Origin of the sequence: Bosea sp. F3-2, assembly GCF_008253865.1 — a bacterium.
In the GTDB taxonomy this organism is placed as follows: domain Bacteria; phylum Pseudomonadota; class Alphaproteobacteria; order Rhizobiales; family Beijerinckiaceae; genus Allobosea.
Map to the genome: position 1 here is coordinate 4,367,501 of NZ_CP042331.1, position 26,956 is coordinate 4,394,456.

Here is a 26,956-nt window from a genome sequence, read left to right on the forward strand (position 1 = left end):
CCCGATCGGTATAGGTTCCAGCGAGTGCCCATTCCTCCCGAGAGATCAGAGCTCCGCACACGGCAATCTGATCGTCGACGGATTGATCGCGTTGCTGGTCACTCGAGTAGCGCGCGTAGATGGCCGCCTTCATGACCTGCGTTTCCGTCTGCCGGGGCTCGATGTGCGCAGTCCGGCGATCAGCTCAGCATGGCTGATCGAGGCTGCCAAGGTCGATGCGTGATTGTATCCTTGTGTTCGCTGGGGACTGATATGTCCTATCCCTGCACGTGCACCGTCGATGCCAACGGTTTCCGCCGCGAACGTCGCAAAGCTGTGGCGCAGCGAATGAGGCCCAAGAGCTATGCCGAATTCGCCGAACGTTAGCTCGCGCAGCGCGATATGGATCGTGTGATCTGTGAGCGGAGTGCCACTCATCCCCAACCAGAGCCGCTGTCCCGAAACTGTGTTGGCGACGGCGGGCCTGACATCGGCAAGATAGCGCTCAAGATGAAGGGCCAGCGGCCGGGGGACAGGCGCTGAGTATTCGCGCCCATTTTTCGTTTCCTCCGGCTGCAGGCTCACCAGCCATTCGCCGTTTCTCATCGCAAGGTGACGGCCGAGTTCGAGGCTTGCAAGGTTGCCGAGCCGAACCGGAACGTAGGCCAAGAAGTACAGGATGAGCCAGTTGCGATAGCCAGGGATCGATTTCAAGGGGAGGGGGTGGGGCGCAGCGGACAGAGCGCGCTCACAAGCGGCGACAACAAGGGCCACGTCGAGAAATCGCGCGCAGCCGAAGGAGGCCTTAGCTCGTCGGCTCTGTGAGTTGGCGCACGAGCGCAACCAGGACCAATCAACGCTCGGCGCGATCGAAGAGATCACTGCGAGCAATTCAAAGAGACGGTTACGCATTGTGCCGAGCTTCACATCCTGTGCCTGCAGCTCACGCGCAAAAGCGTCCACATTTGCCGGCGTCACGCGTACTGCAGCCGGGAGTGTGACGTCCTCGCCTCGCCTGATCAGGAAGGTCAGCCAGCGCCCATAACCGCGCTCATTCTTGTGGCGGGTCGCCGGGCGCCATTTGGCGGCAGGGGCCGGGTCGCTAATGGGATCGTCGATCGTCGCCTGCGCGTACAGTTCGCGGTCTCGGACCGGCCACGCCGCGACCTTCAGGCAGCGTCGTGCTACATCGTTGTTGATGCGGCCCATCAGCGGCGCTTCCTCATCGCAGAAAGCTGCTGCTCGGTGATCTCTTCCTGAGCCTGGCGGAGATGTTCCCGATCGGCCAAGTAGGAGTAGTTTCGCCGGATCGTGTTTGCATCTCGGTTGCCCAGCAGTGTTCTACCCCGCTCGAAGCCTTGGGCATTGTTGGCGCGGACCTGAAGATAAACGGCAATCGAGCGATATAGATGGGCGTGAAACGGGACACCCAGGCGCTGCTCGACGATGTGCTTGATCTGACCGCTCAACGAGCCAGAGCGCTTCGCGTCTCCCGACCTTCCGGGAAACAGCCAACCGTCTGACTGGGTGTACAGCCGCATCGCTGCCTTGAGGCGACCAACTGCTTCTGCTGGTATTTCGAAGCGCTGGTCCTCGCCGTTTTTGACCATCGAGCCCGGCAGACGGATCAACCACCGCTCTCGATCTCGTTCTAAATTGCGGTCGATGTGGAGCGATGCCAGATTTTCGACTCGCAGCGGGGCGTAGATCAAGAGTTCGCAAGCGATGGCGCTTTGAGCGAGCATTGCTCGCTTGCGCGGCTGCTTCGCAGACTTCGCCTCCTGCAAAAGGTGGATGGGAAGGGTCAGAAGCTGACGGAGAAGGCGCTCATCCTCGAAAGCCTCAAGCCGCTCCTTGGTCCGACGCCCCAGCGCTTTTTTCTTCGGCGCCAGGTTGGCCACAATGGCTCGGAGCTTTATGACAGCATGCTCGTCTGACTTCACCCAGTCTCGGGCGAGGCAGAGCAGGGATCCCGCGAGGGCGATGCAGAGCATCGCTGCGTTTCGAGCCCTGCCTTTCGTACAGCACGCCCAATAGGGCTCCGGCGCTGTCGATTGAAACGAGATCAGCAACCGAGGTTATCGTTTCGAGGGGGCGACCGGCTTGCGCCAGCGCCGTCGCCGCTTTGAACAGCTGGTGCCGAATTGTTTTGATCGTCGAGGCTCGCAACCCGCGGCCCGGATTATCGGCCAGCGGATTGTCGTCGGCGAGCCAAGCCGAATATGCCGCGATTTCCGCGATGAAGCGGACGTCGAACTCGGTCTCTGAGTAGGTCCAACGTGCTCGCATCTGGGCTTCGATCTTGAGTTCTTGAAGACCAAGCCCAGGGAGTGTCGCCCGCAGACGATTCCATTGACGACGCAGACGGCGGTCATGTGCTTTGGGGTCCGCGACTTCGCCGAGCGTTGCGAGCGCGGCAACGAACCTCTCGACACAGATGTCATCAACCTCGATGGGGGCGATGTGCTGCGCGGACGCGAAACCAGCCAATCGCGACAGAGGCGCCCAATCAGCTGGGCTTTGAAAGCCTGCCAGCCCGCGGAGTGTGGCTGGGGGGATTTAGGGCCGCGTCCGCGAACAGCTTTGATGAGAGCGCACGATTCGCCGCGGTAGTTCGACAGGGTCTTGTTCGCGAGCGTCGACGGCGCCTGTCTCATCCGCTTCATCTGCGCGATGATGAAGCCCTGATGCCCCGGGATCGCCGAAGCAGGGCGCGCGAGGAATGCAGCAAGGGCCGCTGTGGCTGAACGGGTTCGCGCAAGCTGACCGGCCGGAAGCAGAGCCCGGCGTTCAGCCTCGCCCAACAGATCCTGGAGCGACGGCTGCCCGGAGCCGTCGATGTCCTCGTTCAATCTCATGGACCATCTCCGTGCATATCGCGGCTAGACAAAGGATGAAACACCACGACAAAGCGCGACATTTGGGAAGACGTATCACAGTAATCCGTAGGGGATACTTGTGTGACGTATTCCAAAGCCTCGGAAACAGCGCGCAAAAGCATGACAATTCGCCGCTCAGACATGGCCACGTGCCAGAAGAGCTTCGACATCCCCGGCGCGAACGCGCAGATGACCCTTCCCCTTATCGGACGGCAGGCGATAGGCAGAAAGCCGGTTCGCAGCGATCCAGCATTGACGGTTCGCGTACTGACATTGCCCCGTTCAGCCGCTTCGCGAATGGTCAGGCGCTGGCTCAGCTCGGGAAAGGGTTGGCTCATGGCTTGTCGGCTCCGGTGCGTGTTCTTGCTCGCAGCTTTCTTGGGCCAGCCATTCCTGGGCCGCTGAGCGTCCCAATAGGCGTGCAAACGAACGCAGCGCTGCGGAGGCCGCTACGCTGCGTTCGTTGTGCTGGAATGGGGAAGTCCCGGGCTGCATGCCCGGGACGATGTGACCAACCGGGACAAAGCGGGAGACCGGAGAGTCTCACAAAATCGGCGCGCCTTTTCCGTATGGGCGCCGGCGGTCCATTGCTAAGGGCTCGTGACTACCCAGACAGCCGCCTGATCGAGCGTCGGGTTTTTGACAAGCCCTGGCGGAAGGAAGTGCTCACAGGCCGCGCGGCAGAATTTGATGAATGGCCCGTTGTACGATCCATCAGCGGACTTATTCATCGTCACCTGGCCATTGAGATAGCGACGATAAATGGGGGCAAGCAACAGGACCAATGTTCGGATCCGCGGGTCGAATTCCGGTCCACCCGTGCGCGAAAAGGTCTGAGCGGATCGTAATTCTTTCAGATTCTCGTGGAAATTGCGTCCGAGGTGCGACAGCTCGTCCATCCGATCCGAAAGGCCGAAGTCGCTATCCCCGATCATGAAGACCGCCTCGGCGACGCTTCGCTCCTGAGTGTCGAGCTCCTCGAAGGCGTCCAGCAGCTTTTCCAGTCGATCCCGAAACGGCCGACCGCGCGAATAACCGTTGACGGCGATTTGAGTTTCCCCGGTTGGCCAAAGGTCTTCTTAAAGACGTCGGCTAACTCCGCGCGCATCATCGGGCGATGTTGCTCAGGAGCCTTAAGGACGTAGGAAAAGGTTTCTACCTTCGCATCTGCGTCCAACGTCAACGCGGGGAATTTGTCCTTTTTGGCGGCTTTGTGCCTGAAAATGCTCGCGTGCGACATCGGTCGCTCGTTTCTCGTCGGCGCCGGTTTAACATCGCTATTGCTCATTGATCTCGATCCTTACGTCCGGCCGAAAGCGAATGAGTGTTCCCCCATTTTGTCGTCGAACAGCGGCAGCAGTCTCGCACGATCACTTCCGGTCTCGCGCCAATTCCGGTCATTGGACTTCTGCCTAAAAGCAGACATCCGTCTCGCGCGAGCTGCAACATATCGGGCGCGAAGCCCTGGCGGGCACAGCTTAACAGAGGCATACCTGGCGAGACGGCAGCCTCAACAGGCCGAGTTGGCCTCTCAGTTCGCCATCTGCGAAACGAGCACCGGCTTCGCCCTGTAGATCTCCGGAAAGAAGCGTTTCAGGCTCTCGACCTTGGGAAGGTCGTGGATGACGATGTAGGGATGCGAGGGGTGCCGCGTCAGGAAATCCTGATGATAGGCCTCGGCCGGGTAGAAGGTACGCTCCGGCTCGATCTTCGTCACGATCGCTGCGTCGAAGGCGCGGGCCTGGTTGAGCTGGGCGATGTAGGCCTTGGCGATGCGCGCCTGCTCGGCATCGGCCGGGAAGATCGCCGAACGATACTGCGTGCCGGTATCCGGGCCTTGCCGGTTGAGTTGCGTCGGATCGTGGACGACGGAGAAATAGATCTGCAGCAGCTTCGCGTAGCTGACCTTGCGCGGATCGTAGACGATCCTGACAGCCTCGGCATGGCCGGTGCGGCCGGTGCCGACCTTTTCGTATTCGGCTGTGGCCCGTTCGCCGCCGGCATAGCCCGAGACGGCGCTGTTGACGCCTTCCACATGCTGGAACACGCCCTGGACGCCCCAGAAGCAGCCGCCGGCGAGGACCGCGACCTTCTGCGTCTCGCCGGGCGCCGCCGGCTCGTCCATCACGGGCACTGGAACGGCGCGGGCCTCCTCGGCCGCAGCCAGCGGCGAGAGTTTTAGGGCGACGGCGCCGAGCGCGGCAGCGGCGACGCCGATCAGGGCACGGCGGCTGAGCCGGTGCATGGAGGAAGGAGCTTTGACGGGCATGGCGGGATCTCCGTGATCAGCCGAAGGTGAAGGCATAGGCCTGGGCGCCGGCATCGAGGAAGGTAATCTCGAAAGTGCGGTCCTTGATCGGGCCGCTTTGCCGGATGAGCTGGTAGAGGCGCTGGCCCGTGATGGTGCCGTTGCCCTCGGCGTCGACGTCGATGCCGCGATCGGCGCCGGGCGGCGCACCATCGATGGCGACACGGAAACGCACCGGCCTGCCATTGGCACCGGGGCCGAGCACGAGATGTAGATCGCGCGCATGGAAGCGATAGGTGATGCCGCCATCCGGCGCATCGAGCGCCGCATGTTCCTTGCCGATCGTCCATTGGCCGGAGAGGCCCCACTCGTTGAGGCGCGGCATGCCGGGTTCGTAGCGGCTAGCGGCATCCTCGACGGCGCCGCCCGGAGAGACGAAGTTCTCGGCGCGCTCGTAGCCGAGATAGGTCTCGGGCGAGTGGACATCGGCCTCGTTGGAGGCCATCTCCGCCCCGGATGCGCTGACCGAAACGGAGCCGGTTGCGACATCGGCCCGCCCGGCTTCGGCCAGAAGCTGCTGGATGACCTTCTCCGACTCCTCGTATCCGCCTTCTCCGAAGTGATGGTGGCGGATGCGGCCCTCGGCATCGATGAAGTAATGCGCCGGCCAGTACTGGTTCTTGAAGGCGCGCCAGATCGTATAATCGTTGTCGATCGCGACGGGATAGGCGATCTTCAGATCGGCGGCCGCCTGTTTCACATTGCCGATCCGCTTTTCGAAGGCGAACTCGGGCGCGTGAACACCGATCACGACCAGGCCCTGATCCTTGTACTTCTCCGCCCAGGCACGGACATAGGGGATGGCGCGCAGGCAGTTGATGCAGGAATAGGTCCAGAAATCGACCAGCACGACCTTGCCTTTGAGCCCGCCGGCTGTGAGCGGCGGCGAATTCAGCCATTCGACCGCGCCTGCAAGCGACGGCAGGGCGCCTTCGACCGGCAGGTCGGTCGCCGCACCCGAAGGTTTGGCCGCCATCATCGCCGGATTGGCACTCATCATCGCGGGCGCGTTGCCGCCCGTCATGGCAGTGTTGCCACTCATCATTGCCGGGCCGCCGGTCATCATGGCCGGGCCGTTGCCGGCCGTCATGGCGGGCGTGGAGGGCTGCGGTGCGGCAGCGGTGTCGAAACGGCTCAGCAACCGCTGTTCGAGCGAATTCGTGCTCGCCAGCGAAACCTGCGTCAGGAAACCGGTGTCGAGCCCCAGCGCGATCGCCACCACCGCGGCGAGAACCGCGACACCTGCGCCGCGGCGCAGCCATTCGCCGGCGCCGAGCGAGCGCTTCATCAGCGCGAAAACCCTGCCGCCGGCCAGAAGCGCCAGCGCGAGCGAGGTCGCGGCACCGGCTGCGTAGGCGAGGAGCAGCAGCGAAGTGCCTGCATTGGCGCCCTGCAGGGCGGCACCCGTCAGGATGAGGCCGAGGATTGGCCCGGCGCAGGGCGCCCAGAGCAGGCCGGTGGCGAGGCCCAGCAGCAGCGAGGGCAGGATAGCGCCGGAGCCGCTGCCGCCTTGCTCTGCCTCCTCCGACAGCCGCCCGCCCAGTGCCACGAGCGGGCGCGCGAAGCTGTCGGCCAGCCCCGGGAACAGCAGCGCGATGCCGAACAGCGCCAGCAGCGCCATGGCGGCCAATCGGCCGTACTGATTGGCCTCGACGGCCCAGCCGCCGCCGACTGCCGCCAGCGTCGCGACGCCAGCGAAGGCCAGCGCCATGCCGAGCAGCATCGGCAGCGTGCTGCGCAGGAAGGACTGGCCGGCCCGCGCGAAGACGAAGGGCAGCACCGGCAGGATGCAGGGGCTGACGATGGTCAGCACGCCGCCAAGATAGGCGAGCAGAAGCAGGGTCATCGGCGTGGCGTCTTCGCTCAGGTCGCCAGAGGCTTGAAGGCCATGGCGACCCCGTTCATGCAGTAGCGCAACCCCGTAGGTCTGGGGCCGTCATCGAAGACATGGCCGAGATGACCGCCACAGCGGCTGCAATGCACCGCGAGCCGGACCATTCCCAGTGACGTGTCGCGCTCGGTGCCGACGGCGGTATCCGCGATCGGCGCCCAGAAGCTCGGCCAGCCGGTACCGCTCTCGAACTTGGTCGTGGAGGAGAACAGCTCCTGGTCGCAGCCGGCGCAGGCGAAGGTACCCCGGCGCTTCTCCTTGTTGAGTGGGCTCGTATAGGGGCGTTCCGTCGCGCTTTGGCGCAGTACTGCAAATTGCTCCGGCGTCAGAAGCTTGCGCCATTCCTCGTCGCTGTGCCTGACGGAAAACTCTCCTGCCGCGTGGGCCCCGCGCGGGCGCCAAGCTAGGCTGGCACCGACCGCGCCGGCGGCTGTCGCTGCCAGAAGAAACCGTCTCGTGATCATGATCGCCACCTCGTTGCGCGAAGCGGCCCTGCTAGATCGCATCGCGAATTTATTCTGGGCGTTATATTGGACAGGGAATAGCGTTGGTCGCGGCGTTTTGATCGTATGTCATCGGCTTTCCATGCGACCGAAGGGGAAGCCGCTTCCCTCTTGCGTTCAACGACCGACGGGACAGGGTACCGGGGCGATCCTTGGATTCTATCGTCGAAATCGGAGGCGTCTGCCGCCAACGGATCGCTGTCGGACCGGCATTGCGCTTCGCCATTCGATCATTATGCTCCGCGGCATATAGCGACTGCGCAACTCTCGGGGTGCCTTGGGCACTGGACGCTCTGCCGGTTAAATGAGTACCGGGTATCAATCGCATCCCCGTCCGCGGGATGCCGGTGGCCTGGAATAGCCGACGGATGTCCTGATCGCTCGGATCAAATTCCGACCCTTGGCTGCCCTTTGGACGGTTTACTCCCGTGTATTGGCCCAGTCGGTGCATTTGCCCGGATGCGTTCTTATCTTTTCCATGTGTCAGGCTCGATGCGCAGGCCGTGCGCGTAGAAGCTCAAGCCTCGTTGAACATCAAACGAAAGCTCGAACGGGAAGGCTGTCTGAGCCAACAGATTGCTGAACCTGTCTTAACTCGACACTTACTTAGAAGTTCGCGGTGAGCTAGCGCTGCAAATTATGAAGTCGACCGCTATTTAAGCAATGGGCGTCACGGCCTGACATAGGTCCAGCCCCGCTCTTGTAACTCCATAACGCGCACCACGCCAGATTTTACGACCGACGCCTCGGGCATGAGAGAAATTTCCTTGTTCTCGGCCTTGCTCATATTCTCTTGAGTATTGCCGCAGGCTTTGAAGGAAATTGTTGGAGTGCTCGCCGCGATCGCCTTGATCCGCGCCTTAACCGGAGAGGTATCATCCCGAAGCATGTGTAAGCCCGGACCGAAAGTGACAACCTCAATTTCTACCGGTTCTCCAAGATCCTTGTAGTATTGCGCGACATTCGTCGCATTGTTGAGCGCCAGGTTCATTGTTGCGGGCTCGTTGGAGTTTACCTGCAGGACGAGGCGGTGGGGTTTCGTTTCGGGCACAGTTCGCTTCGATGCCTGCGCCGTCGCGGCTGGCTTCCGGTCCTGCGCCACTGACAGCGGCATGGCGATCAGGAGTGCAGCGACGCCGGCCAGTGCAGCCCGAGCAGTTTTCTTATAACCAATCATCACTGCTTCTCCCGTGTTGGTTCGAGGATTATCGATTGTTTGGCTTGGCAACGACGTTCGGCCACTTGCACGCTGCCCCGACCTTGGCTCGCACGACCTTCAGTCCGGCCAGCGCAAACTGCCCTTCATAGGCAGTGCCGGCTCGGGGCACGAGGCGGACCTTGAGGTCGCCTTCGTCAGGCAAGGAACGCAACAGATGCACGACATCGGCCCTGAACGCGGCGCCAGAACCGAATGATGGCGCCCCTGCTGCGACTTGCAGCGGCGGAGCGTCATTGATGCGGTAGATGATGATATAGTCGGTGCTGCCACCGGACACGGCCGGTCCCGAAACCGTCAATTCGGTTCGGCCGCTACGGCAATAGATGGACAGCCGCGTCAAGGTGCTCTCGGATCCACTGCTCGCAAACGTCGTCGCGGTGACGATGGGAGTATAGTCGATCGGCGATGTCGTCTCGCTGACGATCCAGTTGTCTTCGCCAAGCGCCGGGCGATCGATCGGCACTATGCTACGCGACAGCTTGTCCAGGCACTCTAGCCGCGCAGCAGTCTCCATCACGGCGCAAGCGCGAAGATGCACCATCGGATCGACCGCGTCCTGCGCCAGCGCGACTCCGCTGGCGATCTCGAACGCGATGGACAGCGGGATCGCTTTCATCGCAGAGCCCGCGGTGCTCGCGTTTGACGATCCAACCAGTCCTGCGCTGCCGGAAAGCGGTCGAGGCCAGGGACGGTGGCGGCCAGGTTGATCGACTTCCATTTCGCGTCGAAGCCGGGTCCCTGAAGCCTGTCGATCCGGGAGAACAGCACATCCACGAAACGGGCGACGCGTTGATAGCGGTTGGTTTGCGCCGCCCAATTGAACGCGACGAGTGCGGTCGGCACCGCAATCGTCTGCACGCGCTCGCCTTGCTTGATCAGCCCCGGATACTCGCCCGCCTCCAGCACGGCCGGAAGATAGTAATCCTCGAACTTGCTGTCGTATTTGACCGGAAGGAACTTGAAGCCGGGCTCGAAGCGCCCGCGCACGAACGCATCGACCGGCTTCGAGGTGACGAAAACGACCCCGGCCATCTCACCTTTGCGCATCTGCTCGAGCGCAACCTGATGAGGGATGAATGTCTTTTCCGCATTGATGCCGAGCCGGCTGAAGATCAGCGGCCCCGAGTATGCGGCAGCGGTTCCCTGAGTGTTGAAGTTCACCTTCTTCCCCGCGAGATCCTCCAGGCTCTGGATCTCGGGCCGAACGAAGATATGCAGCTCCGATGGGAAGAGGTTGAGGATGTAGGTGATCCGACGCCGGATCTGGGGCAGTTGAGCCTTGTATTCTTCCAGTGCGTCGGAATTGATGATCGCCGTATCAACGCCACGCAGGTAGAGTAGTGAGTTCAGGTTCTCGGTGGCGCCCCGCGTAACGATCGGCAGGACATGCAAGTTCGGCCCGTCATCGACGACGCGAGCCATCTCCGCCGCGAGACGAAGGGGCGCTCCCTCTATCAAACCGCCGGCAAGACCGACGGTCCAGGCGTTCATCTTCTCCTGTTCCGTCGCGTGCGCTGAGGTGCGACGCGACGAGGTAATATTCTGGGGCTCAACTTTGGCTGTCTGCGCGGACAGATCAGCCGGCTGGAGCCCCGGGGCAAGCGCTATCAAAGCAGTCAGCAGAAGCAGGCGTCTTCCGGGGAACCTTGTCATCCTCGAACTCCCTCGCAAGCACCACAATCGAACGATCAGCCGGAGCTGCACGGCCTGACAGGCGCTTCACCGGCCCAAGGTGTCGAACCTCTCCTTCGCCTCCCGAATGCCGGCTGCATGCGCCTTCGCGTAAAGCTCGCGCGCCCTTGCCACCTCGCCCCGCGTTCCAAATGTCCTCCAGGCAAAGAGAATGTTGGGGTCGTATGTCTCCGCCAGCATGAAGACCGCGCGAGCACTGCCCAACTCTGCGGCACGTTCGAGCACGATCCGCGCAGCACCGATGTCGCCTTGACCGAGCAGCAAGGTCGCGCGCGCAATCATCCTCGCCGCCTCGGTGCCGCCTTGCACGTCCGAGGCAGCCGGCGACGCCATGGCTGTGCCGGCCGTAGAGGCGATCTCCCGGGAAAGCGGGCCGCTTGTCGCCGTTTCGGGCTGAATGCGCGCAGCCGCCGCGCGTCGTGTCGCATCGAGTTCGGCAGCCCCAGCTGCGGCTCTGTCGCGCTCTTGCCGGAGCGTCTGTTGAAGCGCCGCCACTTCTGCCTCGTAGGCTCGCCTGCGGAGTTCCGTCTGTTGGCCGATCAGGCGAAACTGCACGACCAGCTTTTCGTTCACCTGCTGCGCCGTTGCCAGCTCGCTCGCCATTTTGCCATTCCGGGCTCGCTCTTCGTCGAGCGCTTGACGAAGCTGCGCCGTGTTCGCCGTCAGTTCCTGCCGCGCAGCCGCGGCATCCGCGAGGGCAGCAGCCACTTTCTGACGCTGCTGTTCGAGCAATTGCTCGGCCGTCGACCCCGCTTGCAGCTGCGCTTCCAAGCGCTCGATGGTACGCCGAGCTTCGCCAAGCTCCTGCGCTAGGGCTGCCTCTTGCGCCAAGCCTTCGGGCGTCGCCGCGGCCCGCTGCTCCCGCACAGTCTGCGTCTCTTCCGCGGGCGGGCGGGCCTGCCTGTCGACGGCCCGCCGGAGCTCAGGGAGGGCGGTCATCGAGTCTGGCAAGCCGGTCTCCTGAGCGACTATGCCATCGCTGATAGGTGGTTGGGCAGCGACTTGCTTTACACAGTAAAACAGTATCGTCGCCGCAGCGATGACACTGACGACGGGCGTAAAGAAGCGCCGCCATGCCCACTTGCCGACAGGATCAGCGACAACTGATCCTTCGTCGTCTGGCTGGAGATAGGCATCGCGGGCGGGATGCCAATGCGTCGGCGTGATCTTGATGGGGCCGTCGTCCTTCCCGACCCAATCGCCCGCCTCCGGCGACCAGCGACCGACGCCGTAAACCGCATTCGCATCGTCCTCGATGATGACGAAATGCCCGTCGTTCGGTGCGGTCTCGATCGCGTGGCGCATGTAAAGGACGCCTGCTTTGATGGCGTTATCGAGCCATAACTTCTCCGCTTTGCCTATGACGGAGCCCCAATCTCCTCATGGCAAGTATGGAAGACAGTATCCCGAATTCCGGCGCTACGCCACACCGACTTCGGGGCGCGTTGACGTCTTGCGACGGCCTCACTCTATGAACCGGCTCTGGTCCCGACCGCCGCAATGCAACCCGCACTCAATTGTCCCATTTCTCACTTGTTAGCCGAGGCATTCGATGCGTGTCTGGCCTGCCCGTCGGGTCCCTCGCGCACTATCTCGCTGGAGAGCAGACATCCTTAACGTCGGCTAATGGGATGGACCGGCTGCTCCCGCCGCCACGTAAGCTGCGGCCTTACCGCCAAGCCGAAGCAGCCCGATGACCAGGACGACCTCGAACACCGAAGCAGAGCTTACCGTTGTCGGCATCGACATCGGCAAGGACGTCTTTCATCTCGTCGCCTTTGACGTGAACGCATCGCCTTGTATGAATTTCACGAGGAGGACGCACAGGGACGGCTGTCTGGTGGTTACAAGTCCACGCAGGCTGTGCCCAAATTCAAGAGTCGCCTCGCCTATTATGGGCTCGACCGGGCCTGGTCGGAGGCCATGCGACAGCTATGACGACGCAGACCGCACTCATCCTTCTCCTGCTGCTACTGATCGGTACCGCGTCGCTCGTCCTGTTCCTTGACGCGCGCCAGCGCCGGATCGACCGGCATATAGCGGCGGCTATCGCGAACATATCTGATCCGCCCCCACTATGTGTTGCTCGCCGGGCTGATCCCGGTGGCGGCGATCTTCTACGCCAACAAGCTTCTGGATTTTCCGCCCATCCACGTCGCCATCGCGGCTTTCGTGGCGGCCCTGTTCGCCGTGCGCGGACTTTTCGGCTGGCAGCGCCATCGCCTCGCCACGCAGTTGTTCCGGCAATTGCCGGACGCCATCGAGATGGTCGTCGGCGCGGTTCGCTCGGGACTTCCCGTGGGCGAGGCGTTTCGCAGCATCGCGCGCGAGATGCCTCAACCGACGGCCGGCCAATTCGCCGTCGCCGTGAGCGAGATGGGCCTGGGCGCCCCGCTGGAGGATGCGCTCGAGGGCATCCGTGAACGAACCGGAGTTGCCGAATACGGCTTCTTCGCCGTCACCCTGGCGGTCCAGGCCAAGGCGGGTGGCAATTTGTCGGAAACCTTGCGGACGCTGTCCGACACCGTGCGCCAGCGCGTGACCTTGGCAGGGCGCGCCAAAGCGATGGCGGGCGAGGTGATCTTTTCCTCGGGCGCGCTGTCTTTGGCGCCCTGGATCATCGGCAGCGGGCTCTACCTGCTCAACCCCCGGCTCGTAGATCTCCTGTTTACCGACCCCACCGGCCAAAGGCTGCTGGCCTACGCCATCGTGTCGGTCATCCTTGGAGCGCTGGTCATCAGCTGGATGGTCAGGAGGAACACCGCGATATGAGCAACGCCCTGATCCTGGCCGTCCTGGCCCTCGGTGCCGCGACCGCGGCGGCGCTGCTGATCGTTCGCGAACTCCACCTTTACGCTCTGAACACGCGCGTCTCGAAAATCGTCATCGGCGCGCCGAGCCGGCCGGTTCGCGGACAGGACGTCATCGGCTGGATGTCCGCGCTCGGCGAGCGCTACCGGCGCTATTACCCGGCTGAGAACCTCGAGCAATTGCGCTTGATCGTGCAATCCTCGGGCTTCAATCCGCATCGGGCGCTGTCGTTCTGGGTCGGCGCCAAGGCCGTGAGCGCGGCCGCGTTCCCGTTCACCGCCCTGTTTCTCGCGCAATTGTTCCACAAGCCGCTCACCGACATGTTCATCTTCACGCTGATGGGCCTGGTGGTCGGGATCATGGGGCCGCGACTGGTTCTGTCGCTTTTCCGGCGCGTTTCGTCGCCGCCATCAAGAAAGGCACGCCCGACGCGATCGACCTGCTCGTCGTGTGCAGCGAGGCCGGCATGGGTCTGGAAAGCGCGGTGGAGCGCGTGGCGGAGGAAATGACCCGATCGAACCCGCCGATGGCCAGGGTTCTCGACGCCTTGCTCGACGATCTCCGCATTTTGCCCAACCGCCGCGATGCGTTCGAGAAACTGGGAGTGACGACCGAGGGCCTGCGCCGGTTCGGCGCCATGGTCGCCCAGAGCCTGCAATATGGAACGCCGTTGAGTCAGGCTCTGCGCGCCGTCGCCGAGGAACTGCGGCGCGAAGCCCTCATCAGGCTGGAGGAGCGGGCGCGTCAATTGGGCGCCAAGCTGATCCTGCCGATGGTCCTGTTCATGCTTCCGGCCATGTTCGTCATTCTGGGCGGAAGCTCGTTTCTCCACCTCACGCGCGCGTTCTCGCACTAGGCAGGGACGCCATGAACAGGTCGAGAGCTAAAAGAGGGATCGCAGACTCGCTCATGCGGGATAGACGCGGCGCGGTCGCGTTCGAGATGCTCTTCGTTTACGGGTTCATGATCCTGACGCTGCTTCTGCCGCTCGCCGATCTCGCCAGATTCGGATTCCAGTTCGTCTCCGCCTGGGGAGCGCTGCGGAGTTTTGGAGAATACCTCCAATACAATCCGCCGCCGGACGCGACGAGCACGACGACATGGGCGTCGGGCCTACAAAAATCGGTCGCCGGTTTTACCATCAGCAACGTCCAGGTTCTTTGCGGAAACACCACCAACGCCGTCTGCGATTCGAGCAATGTTTTGATGTCTCCCGTCAAATTCTATTCCTACACCACAACCGTCACCTTGGATCCGATGGAGTTGGGTCCGGTGTTATGCGGCGGCACCAAGAAGTCCTGTTCCTTCACGCTGCCTTACTCCGAACGCTTTCAGTAGGGGCTCCGCCATGCGCAACCTGCTTCGTAGCCGCCGAGGCTCCGCCGCCTTCGCAACCGTCGTCGCCCTTGTGCCGCTGATCGGCGCGGTCGCGCTCGGCGGCGAGGCCGCCTCGTGGTACGCGACCAAGCAACACGCCCAGAACGCCGCCGACGCGGCCGCCTATTCCGGCGCGCTCAAGGTGGCCTGCGCCAATTCCCCAACCTGCACGGAAACGCAAACCTTCGAATATCGCGGGAAGCAATTCGCTGCTCAGAACGGATTCTGCGGCGCGAGCGACACCGACTATCCCAGCCGCACCTGTCCGACCAGCCTGCCGACAGGGACGTCGCAGAGCGTGACGATCGCCCAGCTCGCGACCTGGAAAGGGAACAGCGGAACTTACGTTCAGGCGACGATCGGCCAGACTCAGCCGACCTATCTCGCCTCCGTGCTCGGCCTGTCGAGCGTCAGCATCGGCGCGACGGCCGTGGCACGAGTCGATTCGTTGGCGAAACCTCCTTGCGTCCTGGCATTGAAGGATCCCATCACGTTTCAGGGCAGTCCGACCGTGTCTTCACCGAGTTGCGGAATTGCGTCGAACAGCACTGCGGACAATGCCATTGGTTTCAAGGGTAACAACGGCATTGATCTCGACGCGCCGAGCTACACGGTCGGCGGCTGCACGCAGACGGGGGGAAGCCAATGCACCGGAGTGCAAACCTATCAGCAGCCTGTCCCCGATCCCTTAAGCGGATTGGATGCAGCAATGAGGGCATTGCAAACATCGGATTTTCCGAATGGCAAGTGCGGCTCGACGCTCACGTCCTACGAGACAGGCCAATGTTACAACGCGGGCAACCCAACATTTCCTTCCACGTTAAGTGGCACGTACTATTTTACCGGGAATGTCAAAATAAACGGCAGTCCGACCATATCGGGAACGGCCACCTTGATATTTTTCGGAGGAGCAACGTTAACAATTACCGGAAGCCCGACGATCCAACTCACGGCAGTGAAGTCCCCTGCCGGGCCGCCGGTACTGTCGCCGATCGCAAGTCTGATGACCGATCTTCTCATCTATGATGGCGAGGCCTATTCAACAAAGGGCGTGAACATCAGCGGCTCCTCGGCGAGTTATTTCAATGGCACCATCTATGTGCCAAATACGCCGGTCACATACGCAGGTAACAGCGGGTCGACTGGCCCTAATCCGGGTTGCTATCAGGTCATAGCTTACGCTGTGAATTTCATTGGGAATACTAATCTGGATAATTCGAAATGCATATCCGATGGAGCGATAACTCCTAATATTCAAACCGTCCGTCTGGTGCAGTGATGAAGCGGCTCGATCAGCGCGGCGTGGCGGCGTTCGAGTTCACGCTCATCGCCGTTCCGCTGTTCACGCTGATGTTCGTGATTTTCGATCTCGGGCGTTACGCCATCACCGTGCAATCGTTGCACGCGCTCGCCAATGCGGAGGCGCGGGCGGTCATGGTCAATTGCTATACGCCTCATAAGATCAGCAATCAGTCGCCTTCGGGATGCACCACCGATTATCTGTCCGCAACAGACAAACAGAACGCGGCGCCATTCCTCTATGCTGGCGGGCTGACGCCCACGGTCGCCGTAGCGACAACTGCCGGAGGCAGTCCGCTGACCATCACGGCGACCCAACCCGGGTTCAGGATGCTGGTTCCGGTCTGGGGCACGGCACTCGACGCGCCTAGCGCTACGAGCGCGATCCCGTTCTGACGTTGGCGGGTGGGGGCTACCGCTCGTCGAGATCGAGGGTTCTGTAGGCTTTGCGCTCTGCTTCGTCGGAATAACGATCTGCGATGCACTGAGCCGGTACACCAAAAATATTCGTCAAGCTGTCTGAAAGCAGTCCTGCCAAACGTCCGGGCTGGGCTAACTTTAACCCGACGCAGGCTTGCAGCTACTGTTTGGGAAAGGTCGGAAACTGATATTTCGCAGTTCAAAATGGAGGCAATGGAGAAGCGTTACGCGACGCGCTCGCAGTTAACTTAAGATACGTTCAATCTTTAGACTGAACTTTGTGCGCTACCTTCGCCGAATTGATAGTTTCAGCCATCTATGATTAGAATGAATCGACCCTCTGCGGTAGGATGTATTACTAAATGTAGAATATACTGGCAGTTAATATTCTTACCTGCGGGCAATGGGCGCGCTTCAGTCTCACTGGACCGTTTGCTCTGAGCGCGCCCGCTGCTCTCGCGCGGATCACGCCCAACTGGGTGAAGGGCGCCATGCTGATCGGGGCTTTCGTGCTCGCCTACGATGAGCTCTCCGGCTGGCGGGAGATCACGCCTTTGTTCCGAAGCGGCTTCAGCTTTCGCGATTCAGGCTACATTGCCGGCTCTTTCGGGGCGTATGCGCTCGGCGGATATCTGACCGCACTGGCGTCGAAGCGAGGATTACGGAAAGCTATCGACGCCGATCGGAAGCCTTCCTCGGCTCGTCCTCGTGCCCCCATGCCGGACAGCGATTCCCTTCAGCGCGAATACTCCATCAGCTGATGGAGTCCCGCTCTCTCCTTTCTCTCATGGCCATTGCAGGAGTGCCTGCCATGTCGATACCGGCTCGTCTTCTTCTCTCAGATTGCTCGCATGGGCCAGCGTGCCCAACGCGGCCGAAGAACGGCTTCCGAGAGACGCGCGGAAGCGCGCCTCTCGCCGCAGTGGCCGGGCTCGTTCTGATGCTCGGTGGCTGCGTCAGCGTCGCTGATCAGATGTCGGCAGATATCGAAACACGGCGCGGTGCCTGTCGGCAGCAGACCTTCCGGAACAACGTCGAGAAGGCGCGATACCACAACGCCGCAGAATTGCGCCTGGGCGAAGTCTGGGGCACCGATCTGGCGGCGGTGCGTTGGCAGACACGCCTCGTCGTCGCGGAGAAGACGGATCGCAAACAGCTGACGGAGGCTGAGGCGGAGCTCGAATTCGCGAAGGTGAACGCTGACCTGACTTCGCAGGCGACGCGCCGCATGCAGGCTCAGCAACTCGTGGAAGCGCAGTACGCGGCAGCGATGGCGCAGCGGCGAATCCAGAGGGTGGCGCAGTCCCAGCCGGGGACGTCAGGCAGCTTCGAGTGCGTCAGCCGCCCCAGCTCCGGCGATATCCGGACGGAGTGCCGGGACACCGGTGTCGTCTACAACCGCAACAACGCTGCGATCCAATATCAGTGACCGGCTGCGCCCGGCGGAGGTGTTTCGTAGTGCGCCTATGAGGACCGGCGTTCTCGACCTTAGCGAAAGTCCTTTCCGGTCAATTGGATGTCCGGATTCGTGTTCGGTATAGGTGGCTTCGAGCCCCCGCAACCAAATCAAAGCCCGCCCTTCAAAAGGCGGGCTTTCGCTCGTCAAGGGGCACAGAGCTAAGATCCGCCAGAGCGCCCGGAAGCCCTGGCGAAACGACCCCGCCGACATGGGCTGCCGCCGCGAGCCACTCGATCATGGAGCTGGAGCCGCGTTCGGGCGAGCAATCCCAGCCGCGATCCACGATCGAGGCTGCTGAACGCTTCCGTGCGCGCCTCGCCATCCGCCAACACACCGCGGAGAGGGCGCCAACCCTCCTGCGATACAAGCCAGCCAGATCGAGAGCGGCACTTGGGCAGGCGGTGGAACTTTGCCTTTCGCCGAAACGCGACATCGCCAATAGGCGCTGATGACAGAATCTCGGCCATCAGAGCCGCATCCCGCCATCCACTGCGATCTCCGCACCATTGATATAGCTGCCCTCCGGCGAGCAGAGCAGCAACGCGATGCCTGCGCAGTCTTCGGGGCTGCCGATCCGGCCGAGCGGGATGCGCGCGAGAGCCTGTTCTTCCCGACCGGGCTGCGCGAGGATCGCGCGATTGCGGTCTGTCCGGATGGCACCGGGTTGGATGACATTGAAGGTGATGTCCACTGCCTGCGTGGTGCGGGCCAGGTTTAGGATCATGTTCGTCTGAGCAGCCTTGGTGGCCGCGTAGTAGAGGCAGTCGGCATTGGCGCGCGCCTCCTGCACGGAGCCGATCGCGATGACGCGGCCGAAGCCGCGCGCTCGCATGCCGGGCAGGAAGGCTTTCAACAGCCGCGCCGTTGCATGCAGATTGACCTCGCTCTGCACGGCCAGGGCCTCGTCGCTCAGCGCGTCGAGTGTCTGGCGAATCTCGGCGGAGGCACAGAGGACGAGGATATCGGGTGCGAGCGCCAAACGCTCCAATTCGGTCGCCATGCTATCGACGGCGCTCGGTTGAGCCAGATCGGTGATGAGCGCCGTTGCACGACCATCCTCGCTGCCGAGCCGGCGCGCGACCGCTTCGGCCGCGTCATCGCGGTCATGAATCACGAGGCGTGCACTCGCGCCCGCGAGAGCGGTCGCAATGGCGAGGCCAATCCCCCGCGCCGCGCCGGTGACGAGAGCGACGCGCCCCGAAAGCGGACCCGTCATTGGCCGAACAGCGGCTTCACGCGCGCCGTCGCATCGTCCATCGCCTGCTGCGCCGGCTTGCGGCCGAGCACGGCGGCCTGTGTCTCCTCGACGAAGATGTCATGAGCGCGGGCTTGCTCGTCGAAGGCGGGGAGATGGATGCGCGAAGCCTTGAGCGCGGCGGCCTCGTCGGTGGCATAGGGCATCGCCGCCTTCAGCTTTTCGTCGGCATAGGTCGAGATGCGCGTCGGCCCGTTGCCGTTGAGCGCCATCGCGGTCGTCCCGGCCTTGGAGGAGAGCGCGCGGATGAACTCCCAGCTCAGCGGCTTCTGCTTGGCGTTCTTCGGGATCATCAGCGACCAGAACTCGACCGTCGGCGCGAAGGCGACCTTGCCGGCGAGGTCGGCTGCCATCGGCGGCAGCAGCGACTTGAAGCGGCCACCATATTTGCCCTTGGTCGGGTCGTTATAGGTGACAAGACGGGCGAAGGGATTGATCGTCATCGCGGCCCGGCCCTGCTGCATCCAGGTCGTGATCTCTTCGTTGTTCACCGTCGCGAAGTTTCGCGGCAGCACGCCGGCCTTGTAGAAATCGGCGAGCAGGGTGAGCGTCTTCACCATCGGTGGCTCGGCCGCGACGATCTTGCCGTCGCTCGTCATGTAGTCGCCCCCAAGGCAGCGCGCGAGCGTCAGGAAATTCGAGGCGAAGACGGCGGTGAAGGCGAGGCCGTAGACCTGCGTGCCGTCCTCGCGCTTGAAGGTGAGCTTGCGGGCGAGTTCCGTCAGCTCCTCGAAGCTCGTCGGCAGCTTGCTGACGCCTTTCTCCTCAAGCAGCGCCTCGTTGTAGATCAGCGCGTTGGTCGCGTGGCGCACCGGGATGCCGTGCAGCGCATCACCGACCTTGAGCGGTGCGATCAGCCCGGGAGCGAAATCGTCGAAGGCCTCGATTGGCGCCTGCTTCATCAGTACGTCGAGCGGCTCGAAGAGCTGCAGGTTGCGCGGGACCGCCCGACCGTTGACGAGATAGGCGACGTCGATCGAGGTCTCGGACAGCGAAGCTTCGCGCAACAGCCGTTCATGCACGGCGTTGACATCGCCGAAGGTCACCCAGTTCACGCTGGCTTCGTTCCCCTTGCGGAAGCCTTCGGTCGCGTCGCCGCCCGGACCGGTGGTCGCGGCCGTCTGATGGACGCGGTGGCCGAGCACGGTCAGTGTCTTCGCCTGGGCGAGAACGCTGGCGGGAAGCAGCGCCGAGGCGGTCGCAGCGGCGCCGGCGAGCGCGCCGAATCGCCGGCGCGAGATGCTGGATGTCATCGGTCGTCCTCCCGGATATGTCCCCGGCGCTGTCGCCGCGCCGTGTTCTGTTTGATCTTTCAGGCCGGCAGCAGCGGCTGCACGCGCTTCACCAGCGAAGCCATCGCCTCCTCCGGCGTCTTCATGCCGAGAACGGCAGCCTCCGCCTCCTCCTTGAACAGGTCGCCGGCGCGGGCGGCCTCGTCGAAGGCCGGCATCGGCACGCGCGCGACCTTGAGCACCTTCAGTTCCTCGCCTGCATACGGCACGGTCCCGGCGAAGCTCTGGTCGGCATAGGTCGAGGCGCGCACCGGACCGTTGCCGTTGAGCGCGGCCTTCAGCGTCGCCTCCTTGGACGACATCGCCTTGATGAAGCTCCAGGCGAGATCCTTGCGCTTGGCGTTCTTTGGGATGACCATGCCCCAGAACTCGACCTTGGCCGGGGCGGCGGCGTATCTGCCCGCGAGCGTCTTCGAGGCGGGCACCGCGATCGTCTTGATCTTTCCGGGGAATTTCGACTTCTGCGGATCGTTGTAGATGCGGTTGCGACCCATGCTCTGCAGGCTCATCGCGGCGCGGCCCTGCTGCATCCAGACATTGACGTCCTCGGGCGAAAGCGTCGCGAAACTGCGCGGGAAGGCATTGGCCTGGAAAAGCTCGCGCAGCGTGCGGATCGCGTTCAGCATCGGCGGCTGGTCGGCCACGCATTTGAAGTCGGGCGTGATGAACTCGCCGTCCCAGGCGCGGGCGAGGTCGATCACGTTGGGGTAGGTCACGCCCGGCGTGCAGAGGCCGACGACCTGCGTGCCGTCGGGGCGGCGATAGCTGCAGGCCTTGGCGATCTCGATCATCTCCTCGATCGTCGCCGGCGGCTTCGAGAAGCCCTTCTCCGCCAGAATTTCCTCATTGTAGTGCAGGCCGGAGGAAGCGTGGCGGAAGGGAATGGCGAGCTGCTTGCCGCCGACCTTCATACCCTGCATCAGGCCGGGGAAGATGTCGGCCGGGTCCTCGACGGGGTCATTCTTCAGGTAGTCGTCGAGTGGCTCGAACAGCGTCGCGGCGCGCGGCACGACCTGCGTGTTGACGACGAAGCCGACATCCACCGAGGTCTCGCCGAGGCTCGCCTCGCGGAACAGACGCTCCTGCAGCGGGCCGGTATCGAAGGTGGTCCATTGGACGGTGACGCCGTTCTTCTGCGCCCAGTCCTTGGTGATGTCGCCGCCCTGCGCGCCGGTCGCCACCGTCTGCATGACGCGATGGGTGAAGACGTTGAACGGGCCGCTCTGCGCCTGCGCCGCACTGCCGAACCCGGCGAAGCTCAAGCCCAGGATGCCGGCTCCGAACTGTCTACGGTCGAGCGTCGTCCTCTGGCTCATGATGGTCCTCCCTATGGTTCGCGAGTTCCGCGATGGCGGCTTCAGCCGCTTCGAAATGTTTGTTCATGGCGGCCGCGGCCGCGATGGGATCGCCAGCCCGAATGGCATCGACGACGCGGACATGCCGCTCGAAGGTGCGCTGCCAGTCCTCGGGGCCGCGCGCCTCACGCGAATTGAAGATCTCCATCACCTCGCGGATGACCGGCCTCAAGCCCCGGATCTGGAAATCGAGCAGACGGTTGCCGGATGAGGCGGCGACGGCCTCGTGGAAGTCGAGATCGGCCTCGATCCAGCGCGGCACGTTGCCGAGCGCATCCTCCATCCGGGCGAGAATGAGATCGAGCTTCTCGATATCCTCGGCCGAGCGCCGCACGGCGCTGTGCGCCGCGATCGGCGGCTCGAGGATGCGGCGCAGCTCGACCGCCTCGGTCAGGCCATTGGCGCGACCGCGCACGGCGAAGCGGTAGAAGCGGTCGAGCGGGGCAGCATCGAGCGCCTGCACCCGCGTCGGCTTGCCCTGCTGGATATGCACGACGCCCATCGCCGCGAGCTGGCGGATGGCCTCGCGCGCGATCGGCTTGCTGACGCCAAAGGAGGCGGCGATGCGCGCTTCGGAAGGCAGGGAGTCGCCTGGCTTGAGCCGCCCCTCGTGGATCGCCTGCGTGATGCGCTGGATCACGGCATCGCCGAGCCGCATCGGCACGACATCGCCGCCGGCGAAAAGATCGTCGTCATCCAGCACGGAACGGGCGGTGTCGCTCATTAATCGCCTCCGGTGGCGATCATTGACAGATGCCGCGTTCCTTGGCAACTGTTCAACCTATCAGATAAGATGATGTCCTTCAGGGAGGACGCCACCTCATGCCAGCCAGCCGGATTTCAAAAGTCGTCGCGCATCCGTTGCGGGCGACCCTGCCCAAGGTCCAGCGGACGTCGCAGGGCGACTATCCGGCGATCGAGATCGTTGTTGTCGAGGTCGAGACCGCGGACGGCACGATCGGCGTTGGCGAAGGCCTCTGCCGGCGCGGTGCGGCCGGCTATGCACGCTTCATCGAGGAGGCCCTGGTTCCACGGCTGATTGGCCGCGACGCCGCCGACCGGCGCGCGCTCTGGAAGGCGATGCGGGCGGCGCTCTCGGGCCGGCCCGGCGGGCAGATCGTCGAGGCGATCGCCGCAGTCGACATCGCGCTCTGGGATATCGCCGGAAAGCAGGCGGGCGAGCCGATCCACCGCCTGCTCGGCGGCATGGGACGCAAGGAGGTCGCGGCCTATGCCTCCTCGATCAACTGGCTCGACGATGCGACGGTCGAGGCGGAAGTGGCAGCGGCGTTGAAGGCCGGCTTCCGCGAGATCAAGGTCAAGCTCGGCCATCCGTTGCGCGATGCGGTGGCCCGCGCGAAGCTGATCCGCCGGCTCGCCGGCGACGACATCGCGCTCTATGTCGATGCGAACTGGGCCTATGACGTCGACGACGCCTTGATCGTCGGGCGCGCGCTGGCCGATCTCGGCTATGGCTTCTTCGAGGAACCGATCGCGCCGCATGATCGGGAGGGTTATCGGCGTCTCGCACAGCATCTGCCGATCCGCCTCGCAGCCGGCGAGAGCGATTTCGTCGCAAGCGAGGCGCTCACCATGCTGCAGGACCGCTCGCTTGGCCTGATCCAGCCCGACGTCACGCGCTCCGGCGGCATCACCGAGACCTGGCGCATCGCCGAGCTCGCAGCGACCTTCAACACCGCCTATGCGCCGCATGTCGGCTGGTCCGGCGCGATCTGCGTCGCCGCGAGCCTGCAGCTCGCCGCGGCGGCGGAGAGCTTCCGGACCTTCGAATGCATGGTCTACGAGAACCCGCTGCGCGATGCTTTCACGCATCCGCTCGTCGGCGAAGGCTCGCAGCTCGTTGACGGCAAGCTCACCATCCCGCAGGGACCGGGCCTCGGCATCGAGATCGACCGCGAGGCGCTGAAGCGCTTCAGGATCGCGTGAGGCCGGGATGAGGCGCTTTCTAACCACCACCCGATGTGCCCATGAACCTCCACGTCATCCCGGACAAGCCGCGCAGCGGCGCCGATCCGGGATCCATCGGAGGGCTCGGCGCTCTACGATGGATCCCGGGTCTGCGCTTCGCTGGCCCGGGATGACGCCGCAGGCTGAAGCGGTTGCGACATTGCGAGGACGCCGGTGACCACCCGCACGCCGCTCTCCGCCATCGCGCTGGTCTCGCCGGTCCAGCTCATGATTGGCGGCATCATCTTCCTGCCGGCGATCTATGTCTTCTGGCTGAGCCTCAACCAGTCCTCCTTCGGCCAGCAGGCGAGCTTCGTCGGCCTCGCCAACTACGCCAAGGTGCTGGCCGATCCGTATTTCTGGAAGGCGTTGCTCAACACGGTGATCATCGTCGCCGTGGTTGTGCATGTCGAGCTTTTGATCGGGCTCGGCATGGCGCTGTTCTTCGCTTCCGGCGTGCCGTTTCGGCCGCTGCTGCTCGCCATCGTGCTGGCGCCCTATGCGGTCAGCGAGGTTACGGCTGTGGTGATGTGGCGATACCTGTTCGAGCCGGATGTCGGGATGATGAGCCGACTCCTCGCCACGATCGGGCTGCCGCCGATCGAATGGGCGGTAAACCCGAGCCATGGCCTCGCCATGGTCAGCCTGCTCTCGATCTGGCTGCATCTGCCCTTCAGCTTCATCATCCTCTACGCCGCGCGGCTCTCGATCCCCAGTGATCTCTACGAGGCCGCCGCGATCGACGGTGCCTCGGCCTGGACGTCCTTCCGCCGCGTGACGCTGCCGCTGCTGATGCCGGCGCTGCTGATCGCCGCGCTGTTCCGTTACATCTTCGCCTTCCGTTTGTTCTCCGAGGTCTGGCTGATGACCGGTGGCGGGCCGGCGCGCTCGACCGAGGTGATGGCGGTCTATCTCTATCTCGAGGCTTTCCGTTACAACGCCTTCGGCTCGGCCGCCGCCACCGGCTGGCTGCTCGTGCTCGCTTCGCTCCTGCTCGCGCTGTTCTATCTGCGCCGGCTCTACAGGGAGATGTTCGGCAAGCATGCCTAGGCTCCTGCGCCACCTCCTTAAGCTCCTTGGCGTGCTGGCGGTCGTCGCCTGGTCGCTCCTGCCGATCGGCCTGATCGCGCTGTCCTCCTTCAAGGCCGATCGCGACATCTTCTCGCCGACGGGAGCCCTCTCCTTCGCGCCGACGCTGGCGAACTATCAGGCGCTCTGGAGCCGCTGGGGCGATTTCTTCTTCGGCCTGTGGAACAGCTTTCTCATCACCGTCGGCGCGACCGTGCTCGCGGTCGGCGTCTCGCTGCTTGCCGGCTTCGCCTATTCGCGCTTCGCATCGCGGTCCTTACAGGCCTCGGCCTTCTTCCTGATCTTCATGCGGCTGATCCCGCCGATCGTGATCACGCTGCCGCTCTTCCCGGTGGTGAACTGGCTCGGCCTCAACGACACGCATTTCATCCTGATCCTGCTCTACGCCACCTTCTTCGTCTCGCTCGGGACGGTGGTGATGCGCACCTTCATCGACCAGATCCCGCGCGAGCTGGATGAGGCCGCGATGATGGACGGCGCCTCGCAGATGCAGATCATCGCCCGCGTCATCCTGCCGATGGCGGCGCAGGGCATGCTGGCCGTGTCGGTCTTCGTCATCGTCTATGCCTGGAACGAGTTCCTCTTCGCCTTCATCTTCACCACCACCAAGGCCAAGACGGCCCCGCTGGTGATCTCCGAGATGATCGGCGCCGTGGAAGGCGTCGAATGGGGCGTGCTCTTCGCGGCTTCCACCGTGCAGCTCGTGCCGGTGCTCGCCTTCGTCATCCTCATGCAGAAGCACCTCGTCGCCGGCCTCACCGCCGGCGCGGTGAAGGGGTAACACCATGAACCCATCAGAGTCCCGGCTCGACGACATGCGCCGCGCCCTGCGCGAGAGCGACCCGCAGCTCAGCCGCTTCGACCCGCTGCCACGCATCATCTGCCTCGATGATTTCGACCGCGGGATGTGCGGCTGGACGCAGCTCGTCGGCAATTACGAGGACACGCTGGACGCGATGCTGCCGGGCTATGCCCAGCATAGCCACGCCATGCTCTCGACGCTGCCGAATTGGGATTTCGGCTCGCATGGCGGGGTCGACGGCTCCTACGCGCTGAAGATCGCGACGAGGGCCAGGAAGGGCGCGCAGAACGTCGCGATCAAACGGCTGACCTTCCGCAAGGCCGGGCCGATCCGGCTGGAGGCCTATTTCACCTTCAAGCCCGAGGCGACCGAGCTCGCGCTCTCGGAAACCGACATCCGCTCCTTCGGTTTCCTCTACGATCTCCAGATCGGCGATACGTCAGGGCCGGGCGACCGCGTCATGCCGCATCTGCGCTTTCTCAATGCGCAGGACGGCCAGCACATCCAGAAATGGCAGTTCAAGCGCCGGACGACGCCGATCAAGCCCATCGGCAGCGCCGGCAAGACGATCACCCACTATCATCTCGCTCCCGAGGACTGGGAGGACCTGCCGGGCGGCGAGCAGCGGCTCTGCTACAACGAGATCCCGACCAAGGTGAACTGGCACTATCTGCGCTTCGACTTCGACCTCGCCGCGATGCAGGCGACGCGCTTCCAGGTCAATGACCGGGTCTTCGCGATGGACGGCTTCGATTGCATTCGCATCCCGGCGATGAAGAACCTGTGGTGCATGCTCAACCTAGCCTTCTTCGCCGAGACCGACACCGACAAGCGCGCCTTCGCCTATCTCGACTCCGTCTGCCTGTCGGGGGATTTCTGATGCTGCCCGAGAACCTGACCGCCGTCGTCGCCCGCAACGAAACCTGGACGGGGACGAGCGCGACCGAGCCCTACGAGGCCGGCTGGGCGAAGGAGGCGATCGTCTTCGTCAGGGCGCTGAAGGAGCCGCAGGGCCCGCTGCCCAAGGCCAGGGTCGAGATTTCGGCAGATGGGATGCACTGGTGTGCCGAGGGCTCGGAGTTCGATCTGCCTGCGACGCAAAACGCGGTCACGTTTCAGCGGTTGAGCCATTTCGGCAACTTCCTGCGCATCGCTGCGACGCTGCCGGATGGCTCCCAGATCACCGTGCTTGTGACGTTCCACCTGAAAGCCTGATCGAGGGCTTCGTGCCGGTGCGGAATTGGTGGGCTGGCTGAAGCGGCCGCTATGGGCCCCCTTCGGTCATGGCCGCACCGCACGAGCCGTTGGCGCGCCTTTACCCTGAAGGCAGGTGCTGAAGCAGCGCCAACTTCATGACG

Annotated in this window: 31 protein-coding genes (1 of these 31 only partly in view); 13 read left to right on the plus strand and 18 right to left on the minus strand. The window is 63.4% G+C overall.

Going from position 1 to position 26,956, the window contains the following annotated elements; all coding sequences use genetic code 11:
• The 14 genes from FQV39_RS20150 to FQV39_RS20210 form a co-directional block, all read right to left on the minus strand.
• Window positions 1-133: the start of a recombinase family protein gene (locus FQV39_RS20150; RefSeq protein ID WP_210251119.1), read on the minus strand. The gene continues 1,076 nt to the left of window position 1, outside the view; the window shows 133 of its 1,209 coding nt (coding positions 1-133); the start codon lies at window positions 131-133; its stop codon lies off the left edge, out of view.
• Window positions 130-1,188 (minus strand): tyrosine-type recombinase/integrase, encoded by a 1,059-nt coding sequence (locus tag FQV39_RS20155; protein ID WP_149131912.1) that lies wholly within the window; start codon window positions 1,186-1,188, stop codon window positions 130-132. Before FQV39_RS20155 ends, FQV39_RS20150 begins: the two co-directional genes overlap by 4 nt.
• The gene (locus FQV39_RS20160) at window positions 1,188-1,880 is read right to left on the minus strand and encodes a tyrosine-type recombinase/integrase (protein ID WP_187639997.1); all 693 of its coding nucleotides are present in this window, start codon (window positions 1,878-1,880) and stop codon (window positions 1,188-1,190) included. The genes FQV39_RS20155 and FQV39_RS20160 overlap by 1 nt, the downstream gene beginning before the upstream one ends.
• Window positions 1,822-2,469: a hypothetical protein gene (locus FQV39_RS33240; RefSeq protein ID WP_187639998.1), complete on the minus strand. Its 648-nt coding sequence runs from the start codon at window positions 2,467-2,469 to the stop codon at window positions 1,822-1,824. The genes FQV39_RS20160 and FQV39_RS33240 overlap by 59 nt, the downstream gene beginning before the upstream one ends.
• A gap of 364 nt (window positions 2,470-2,833) precedes the next feature.
• Complete coding sequence (locus FQV39_RS20165) at window positions 2,834-3,196, minus strand: hypothetical protein (RefSeq protein WP_149131914.1); 363 nt, start codon at window positions 3,194-3,196, stop codon at window positions 2,834-2,836.
• Window positions 3,197-3,448: 252 nt separating this feature from the next.
• A complete protein-coding gene (locus tag FQV39_RS20170; RefSeq protein WP_149131915.1) occupies window positions 3,449-3,793 on the minus strand; it encodes a hypothetical protein in 345 nt (114 codons plus the stop codon).
• Complete coding sequence (locus FQV39_RS20175; RefSeq protein WP_149131916.1) at window positions 3,790-4,146, minus strand: hypothetical protein; 357 nt, start codon at window positions 4,144-4,146, stop codon at window positions 3,790-3,792. The genes FQV39_RS20170 and FQV39_RS20175 overlap by 4 nt, the downstream gene beginning before the upstream one ends.
• 243 nt (window positions 4,147-4,389) lie before the next feature.
• The gene (gene msrA, locus FQV39_RS20180) at window positions 4,390-5,127 is read right to left on the minus strand and encodes a peptide-methionine (S)-S-oxide reductase MsrA (RefSeq protein WP_149131917.1); all 738 of its coding nucleotides are present in this window, start codon (window positions 5,125-5,127) and stop codon (window positions 4,390-4,392) included.
• A 16-nt stretch (window positions 5,128-5,143) separates the two neighbouring features.
• Entirely contained in the window at window positions 5,144-7,012 is a 1,869-nt protein-coding gene (locus tag FQV39_RS20185; protein ID WP_149131918.1) for a cytochrome c biogenesis protein DipZ, read from the minus strand.
• Window positions 7,013-7,029: 17 nt separating this feature from the next.
• A complete protein-coding gene (gene msrB / locus FQV39_RS20190) occupies window positions 7,030-7,521 on the minus strand; it encodes a peptide-methionine (R)-S-oxide reductase MsrB (protein WP_149129307.1) in 492 nt (163 codons plus the stop codon).
• 709 nt (window positions 7,522-8,230) lie between these two features.
• Window positions 8,231-8,737, minus strand: coding sequence for a DsrE family protein (locus tag FQV39_RS20195; RefSeq protein WP_149131919.1), 507 nt, complete (start codon window positions 8,735-8,737; stop codon window positions 8,231-8,233).
• Window positions 8,738-8,765: 28 nt separating this feature from the next.
• Window positions 8,766-9,395 (minus strand): hypothetical protein, encoded by a 630-nt coding sequence (locus FQV39_RS20200; RefSeq protein WP_149131920.1) that lies wholly within the window; start codon window positions 9,393-9,395, stop codon window positions 8,766-8,768.
• On the minus strand, window positions 9,392-10,432 hold the full coding sequence (locus tag FQV39_RS20205; RefSeq protein WP_149131921.1) for a TAXI family TRAP transporter solute-binding subunit: 1,041 nt from the start codon (window positions 10,430-10,432) through the stop codon (window positions 9,392-9,394). The genes FQV39_RS20200 and FQV39_RS20205 overlap by 4 nt, the downstream gene beginning before the upstream one ends.
• A 66-nt stretch (window positions 10,433-10,498) precedes the next feature.
• On the minus strand, window positions 10,499-11,776 hold the full coding sequence (locus FQV39_RS20210) for a hypothetical protein (protein ID WP_149131922.1): 1,278 nt from the start codon (window positions 11,774-11,776) through the stop codon (window positions 10,499-10,501).
• 798 nt (window positions 11,777-12,574) lie between these two features.
• On the opposite strand from FQV39_RS20210, the gene FQV39_RS20215 reads away from it, so the two are divergent.
• The 8 genes from FQV39_RS20215 to FQV39_RS20245 all read left to right on the plus strand — a co-directional run bounded on the left by FQV39_RS20215 (window position 12,575) and on the right by FQV39_RS20245 (window position 17,807).
• Window positions 12,575-13,243 carry a type II secretion system F family protein gene (locus tag FQV39_RS20215; RefSeq protein WP_248313079.1) on the plus strand — a complete coding sequence of 223 codons (669 nt, stop codon included), beginning with the start codon at window positions 12,575-12,577 and terminating at the stop codon, window positions 13,241-13,243.
• Window positions 13,240-13,791, plus strand: a complete 552-nt coding sequence (locus FQV39_RS33790) for a hypothetical protein (protein WP_248313080.1) — start codon at window positions 13,240-13,242, stop codon at window positions 13,789-13,791. Before FQV39_RS20215 ends, FQV39_RS33790 begins: the two co-directional genes overlap by 4 nt.
• On the plus strand, window positions 13,749-14,138 hold the full coding sequence (locus FQV39_RS33795) for a type II secretion system F family protein (protein ID WP_248313081.1): 390 nt from the start codon (window positions 13,749-13,751) through the stop codon (window positions 14,136-14,138). Before FQV39_RS33790 ends, FQV39_RS33795 begins: the two co-directional genes overlap by 43 nt.
• Window positions 14,139-14,191: 53 nt before the next feature.
• Complete coding sequence (locus FQV39_RS20225; protein ID WP_248313082.1) at window positions 14,192-14,620, plus strand: hypothetical protein; 429 nt, start codon at window positions 14,192-14,194, stop codon at window positions 14,618-14,620.
• A 10-nt stretch (window positions 14,621-14,630) separates the two neighbouring features.
• Window positions 14,631-15,938 carry a pilus assembly protein TadG-related protein gene (locus FQV39_RS20230; protein WP_149131924.1) on the plus strand — a complete coding sequence of 436 codons (1,308 nt, stop codon included), beginning with the start codon at window positions 14,631-14,633 and terminating at the stop codon, window positions 15,936-15,938.
• A complete protein-coding gene (locus FQV39_RS20235; protein ID WP_248313083.1) occupies window positions 15,938-16,354 on the plus strand; it encodes a TadE/TadG family type IV pilus assembly protein in 417 nt (138 codons plus the stop codon). Before FQV39_RS20230 ends, FQV39_RS20235 begins: the two co-directional genes overlap by 1 nt.
• 515 nt (window positions 16,355-16,869) lie before the next feature.
• Window positions 16,870-17,139 (plus strand): hypothetical protein, encoded by a 270-nt coding sequence (locus tag FQV39_RS20240; protein WP_149131926.1) that lies wholly within the window; start codon window positions 16,870-16,872, stop codon window positions 17,137-17,139.
• Window positions 17,140-17,318: 179 nt separating this feature from the next.
• Window positions 17,319-17,807: a hypothetical protein gene (locus tag FQV39_RS20245; protein WP_149131927.1), complete on the plus strand. Its 489-nt coding sequence runs from the start codon at window positions 17,319-17,321 to the stop codon at window positions 17,805-17,807.
• Window positions 17,808-18,303: 496 nt separating this feature from the next.
• On the opposite strand, the gene FQV39_RS20250 is transcribed toward FQV39_RS20245, so the two are convergent.
• Genes FQV39_RS20250 through FQV39_RS20265 form a run of 4 tightly spaced genes read right to left on the minus strand, consistent with a single transcriptional unit; the run spans window position 18,304 to window position 22,463 of the window.
• Window positions 18,304-19,053 (minus strand): SDR family NAD(P)-dependent oxidoreductase, encoded by a 750-nt coding sequence (locus FQV39_RS20250; protein ID WP_149131928.1) that lies wholly within the window; start codon window positions 19,051-19,053, stop codon window positions 18,304-18,306.
• A complete protein-coding gene (locus FQV39_RS20255; RefSeq protein WP_149131929.1) occupies window positions 19,050-20,345 on the minus strand; it encodes an ABC transporter substrate-binding protein in 1,296 nt (431 codons plus the stop codon). The genes FQV39_RS20250 and FQV39_RS20255 overlap by 4 nt, the downstream gene beginning before the upstream one ends.
• Before the next feature lie 59 nt (window positions 20,346-20,404).
• The gene (locus tag FQV39_RS20260) at window positions 20,405-21,700 is read right to left on the minus strand and encodes an ABC transporter substrate-binding protein (protein ID WP_149131930.1); all 1,296 of its coding nucleotides are present in this window, start codon (window positions 21,698-21,700) and stop codon (window positions 20,405-20,407) included.
• Entirely contained in the window at window positions 21,672-22,463 is a 792-nt protein-coding gene (locus FQV39_RS20265) for a FadR/GntR family transcriptional regulator (RefSeq protein ID WP_149131931.1), read from the minus strand. Before FQV39_RS20265 ends, FQV39_RS20260 begins: the two co-directional genes overlap by 29 nt.
• A 98-nt stretch (window positions 22,464-22,561) precedes the next feature.
• Here FQV39_RS20265 and FQV39_RS20270 point away from each other — a divergent pair, with 98 nt between their 5' ends.
• From FQV39_RS20270 to FQV39_RS20290, 5 genes are all read left to right on the plus strand, one after another.
• Window positions 22,562-23,686, plus strand: coding sequence for a mandelate racemase/muconate lactonizing enzyme family protein (locus FQV39_RS20270; RefSeq protein WP_149131932.1), 1,125 nt, complete (start codon window positions 22,562-22,564; stop codon window positions 23,684-23,686).
• Window positions 23,687-23,881: 195 nt separating this feature from the next.
• Window positions 23,882-24,757: a carbohydrate ABC transporter permease gene (locus tag FQV39_RS20275; protein ID WP_248313084.1), complete on the plus strand. Its 876-nt coding sequence runs from the start codon at window positions 23,882-23,884 to the stop codon at window positions 24,755-24,757.
• Window positions 24,750-25,577, plus strand: coding sequence for a carbohydrate ABC transporter permease (locus FQV39_RS20280; protein ID WP_149131933.1), 828 nt, complete (start codon window positions 24,750-24,752; stop codon window positions 25,575-25,577). The genes FQV39_RS20275 and FQV39_RS20280 overlap by 8 nt, the downstream gene beginning before the upstream one ends.
• A gap of 4 nt (window positions 25,578-25,581) precedes the next feature.
• Window positions 25,582-26,478, plus strand: coding sequence for a DUF6772 family protein (locus FQV39_RS20285; RefSeq protein ID WP_472840602.1), 897 nt, complete (start codon window positions 25,582-25,584; stop codon window positions 26,476-26,478).
• Window positions 26,478-26,813: a hypothetical protein gene (locus FQV39_RS20290; RefSeq protein WP_149131934.1), complete on the plus strand. Its 336-nt coding sequence runs from the start codon at window positions 26,478-26,480 to the stop codon at window positions 26,811-26,813. The genes FQV39_RS20285 and FQV39_RS20290 overlap by 1 nt, the downstream gene beginning before the upstream one ends.
• Window positions 26,814-26,956: the final 143 nt, after the last annotated feature.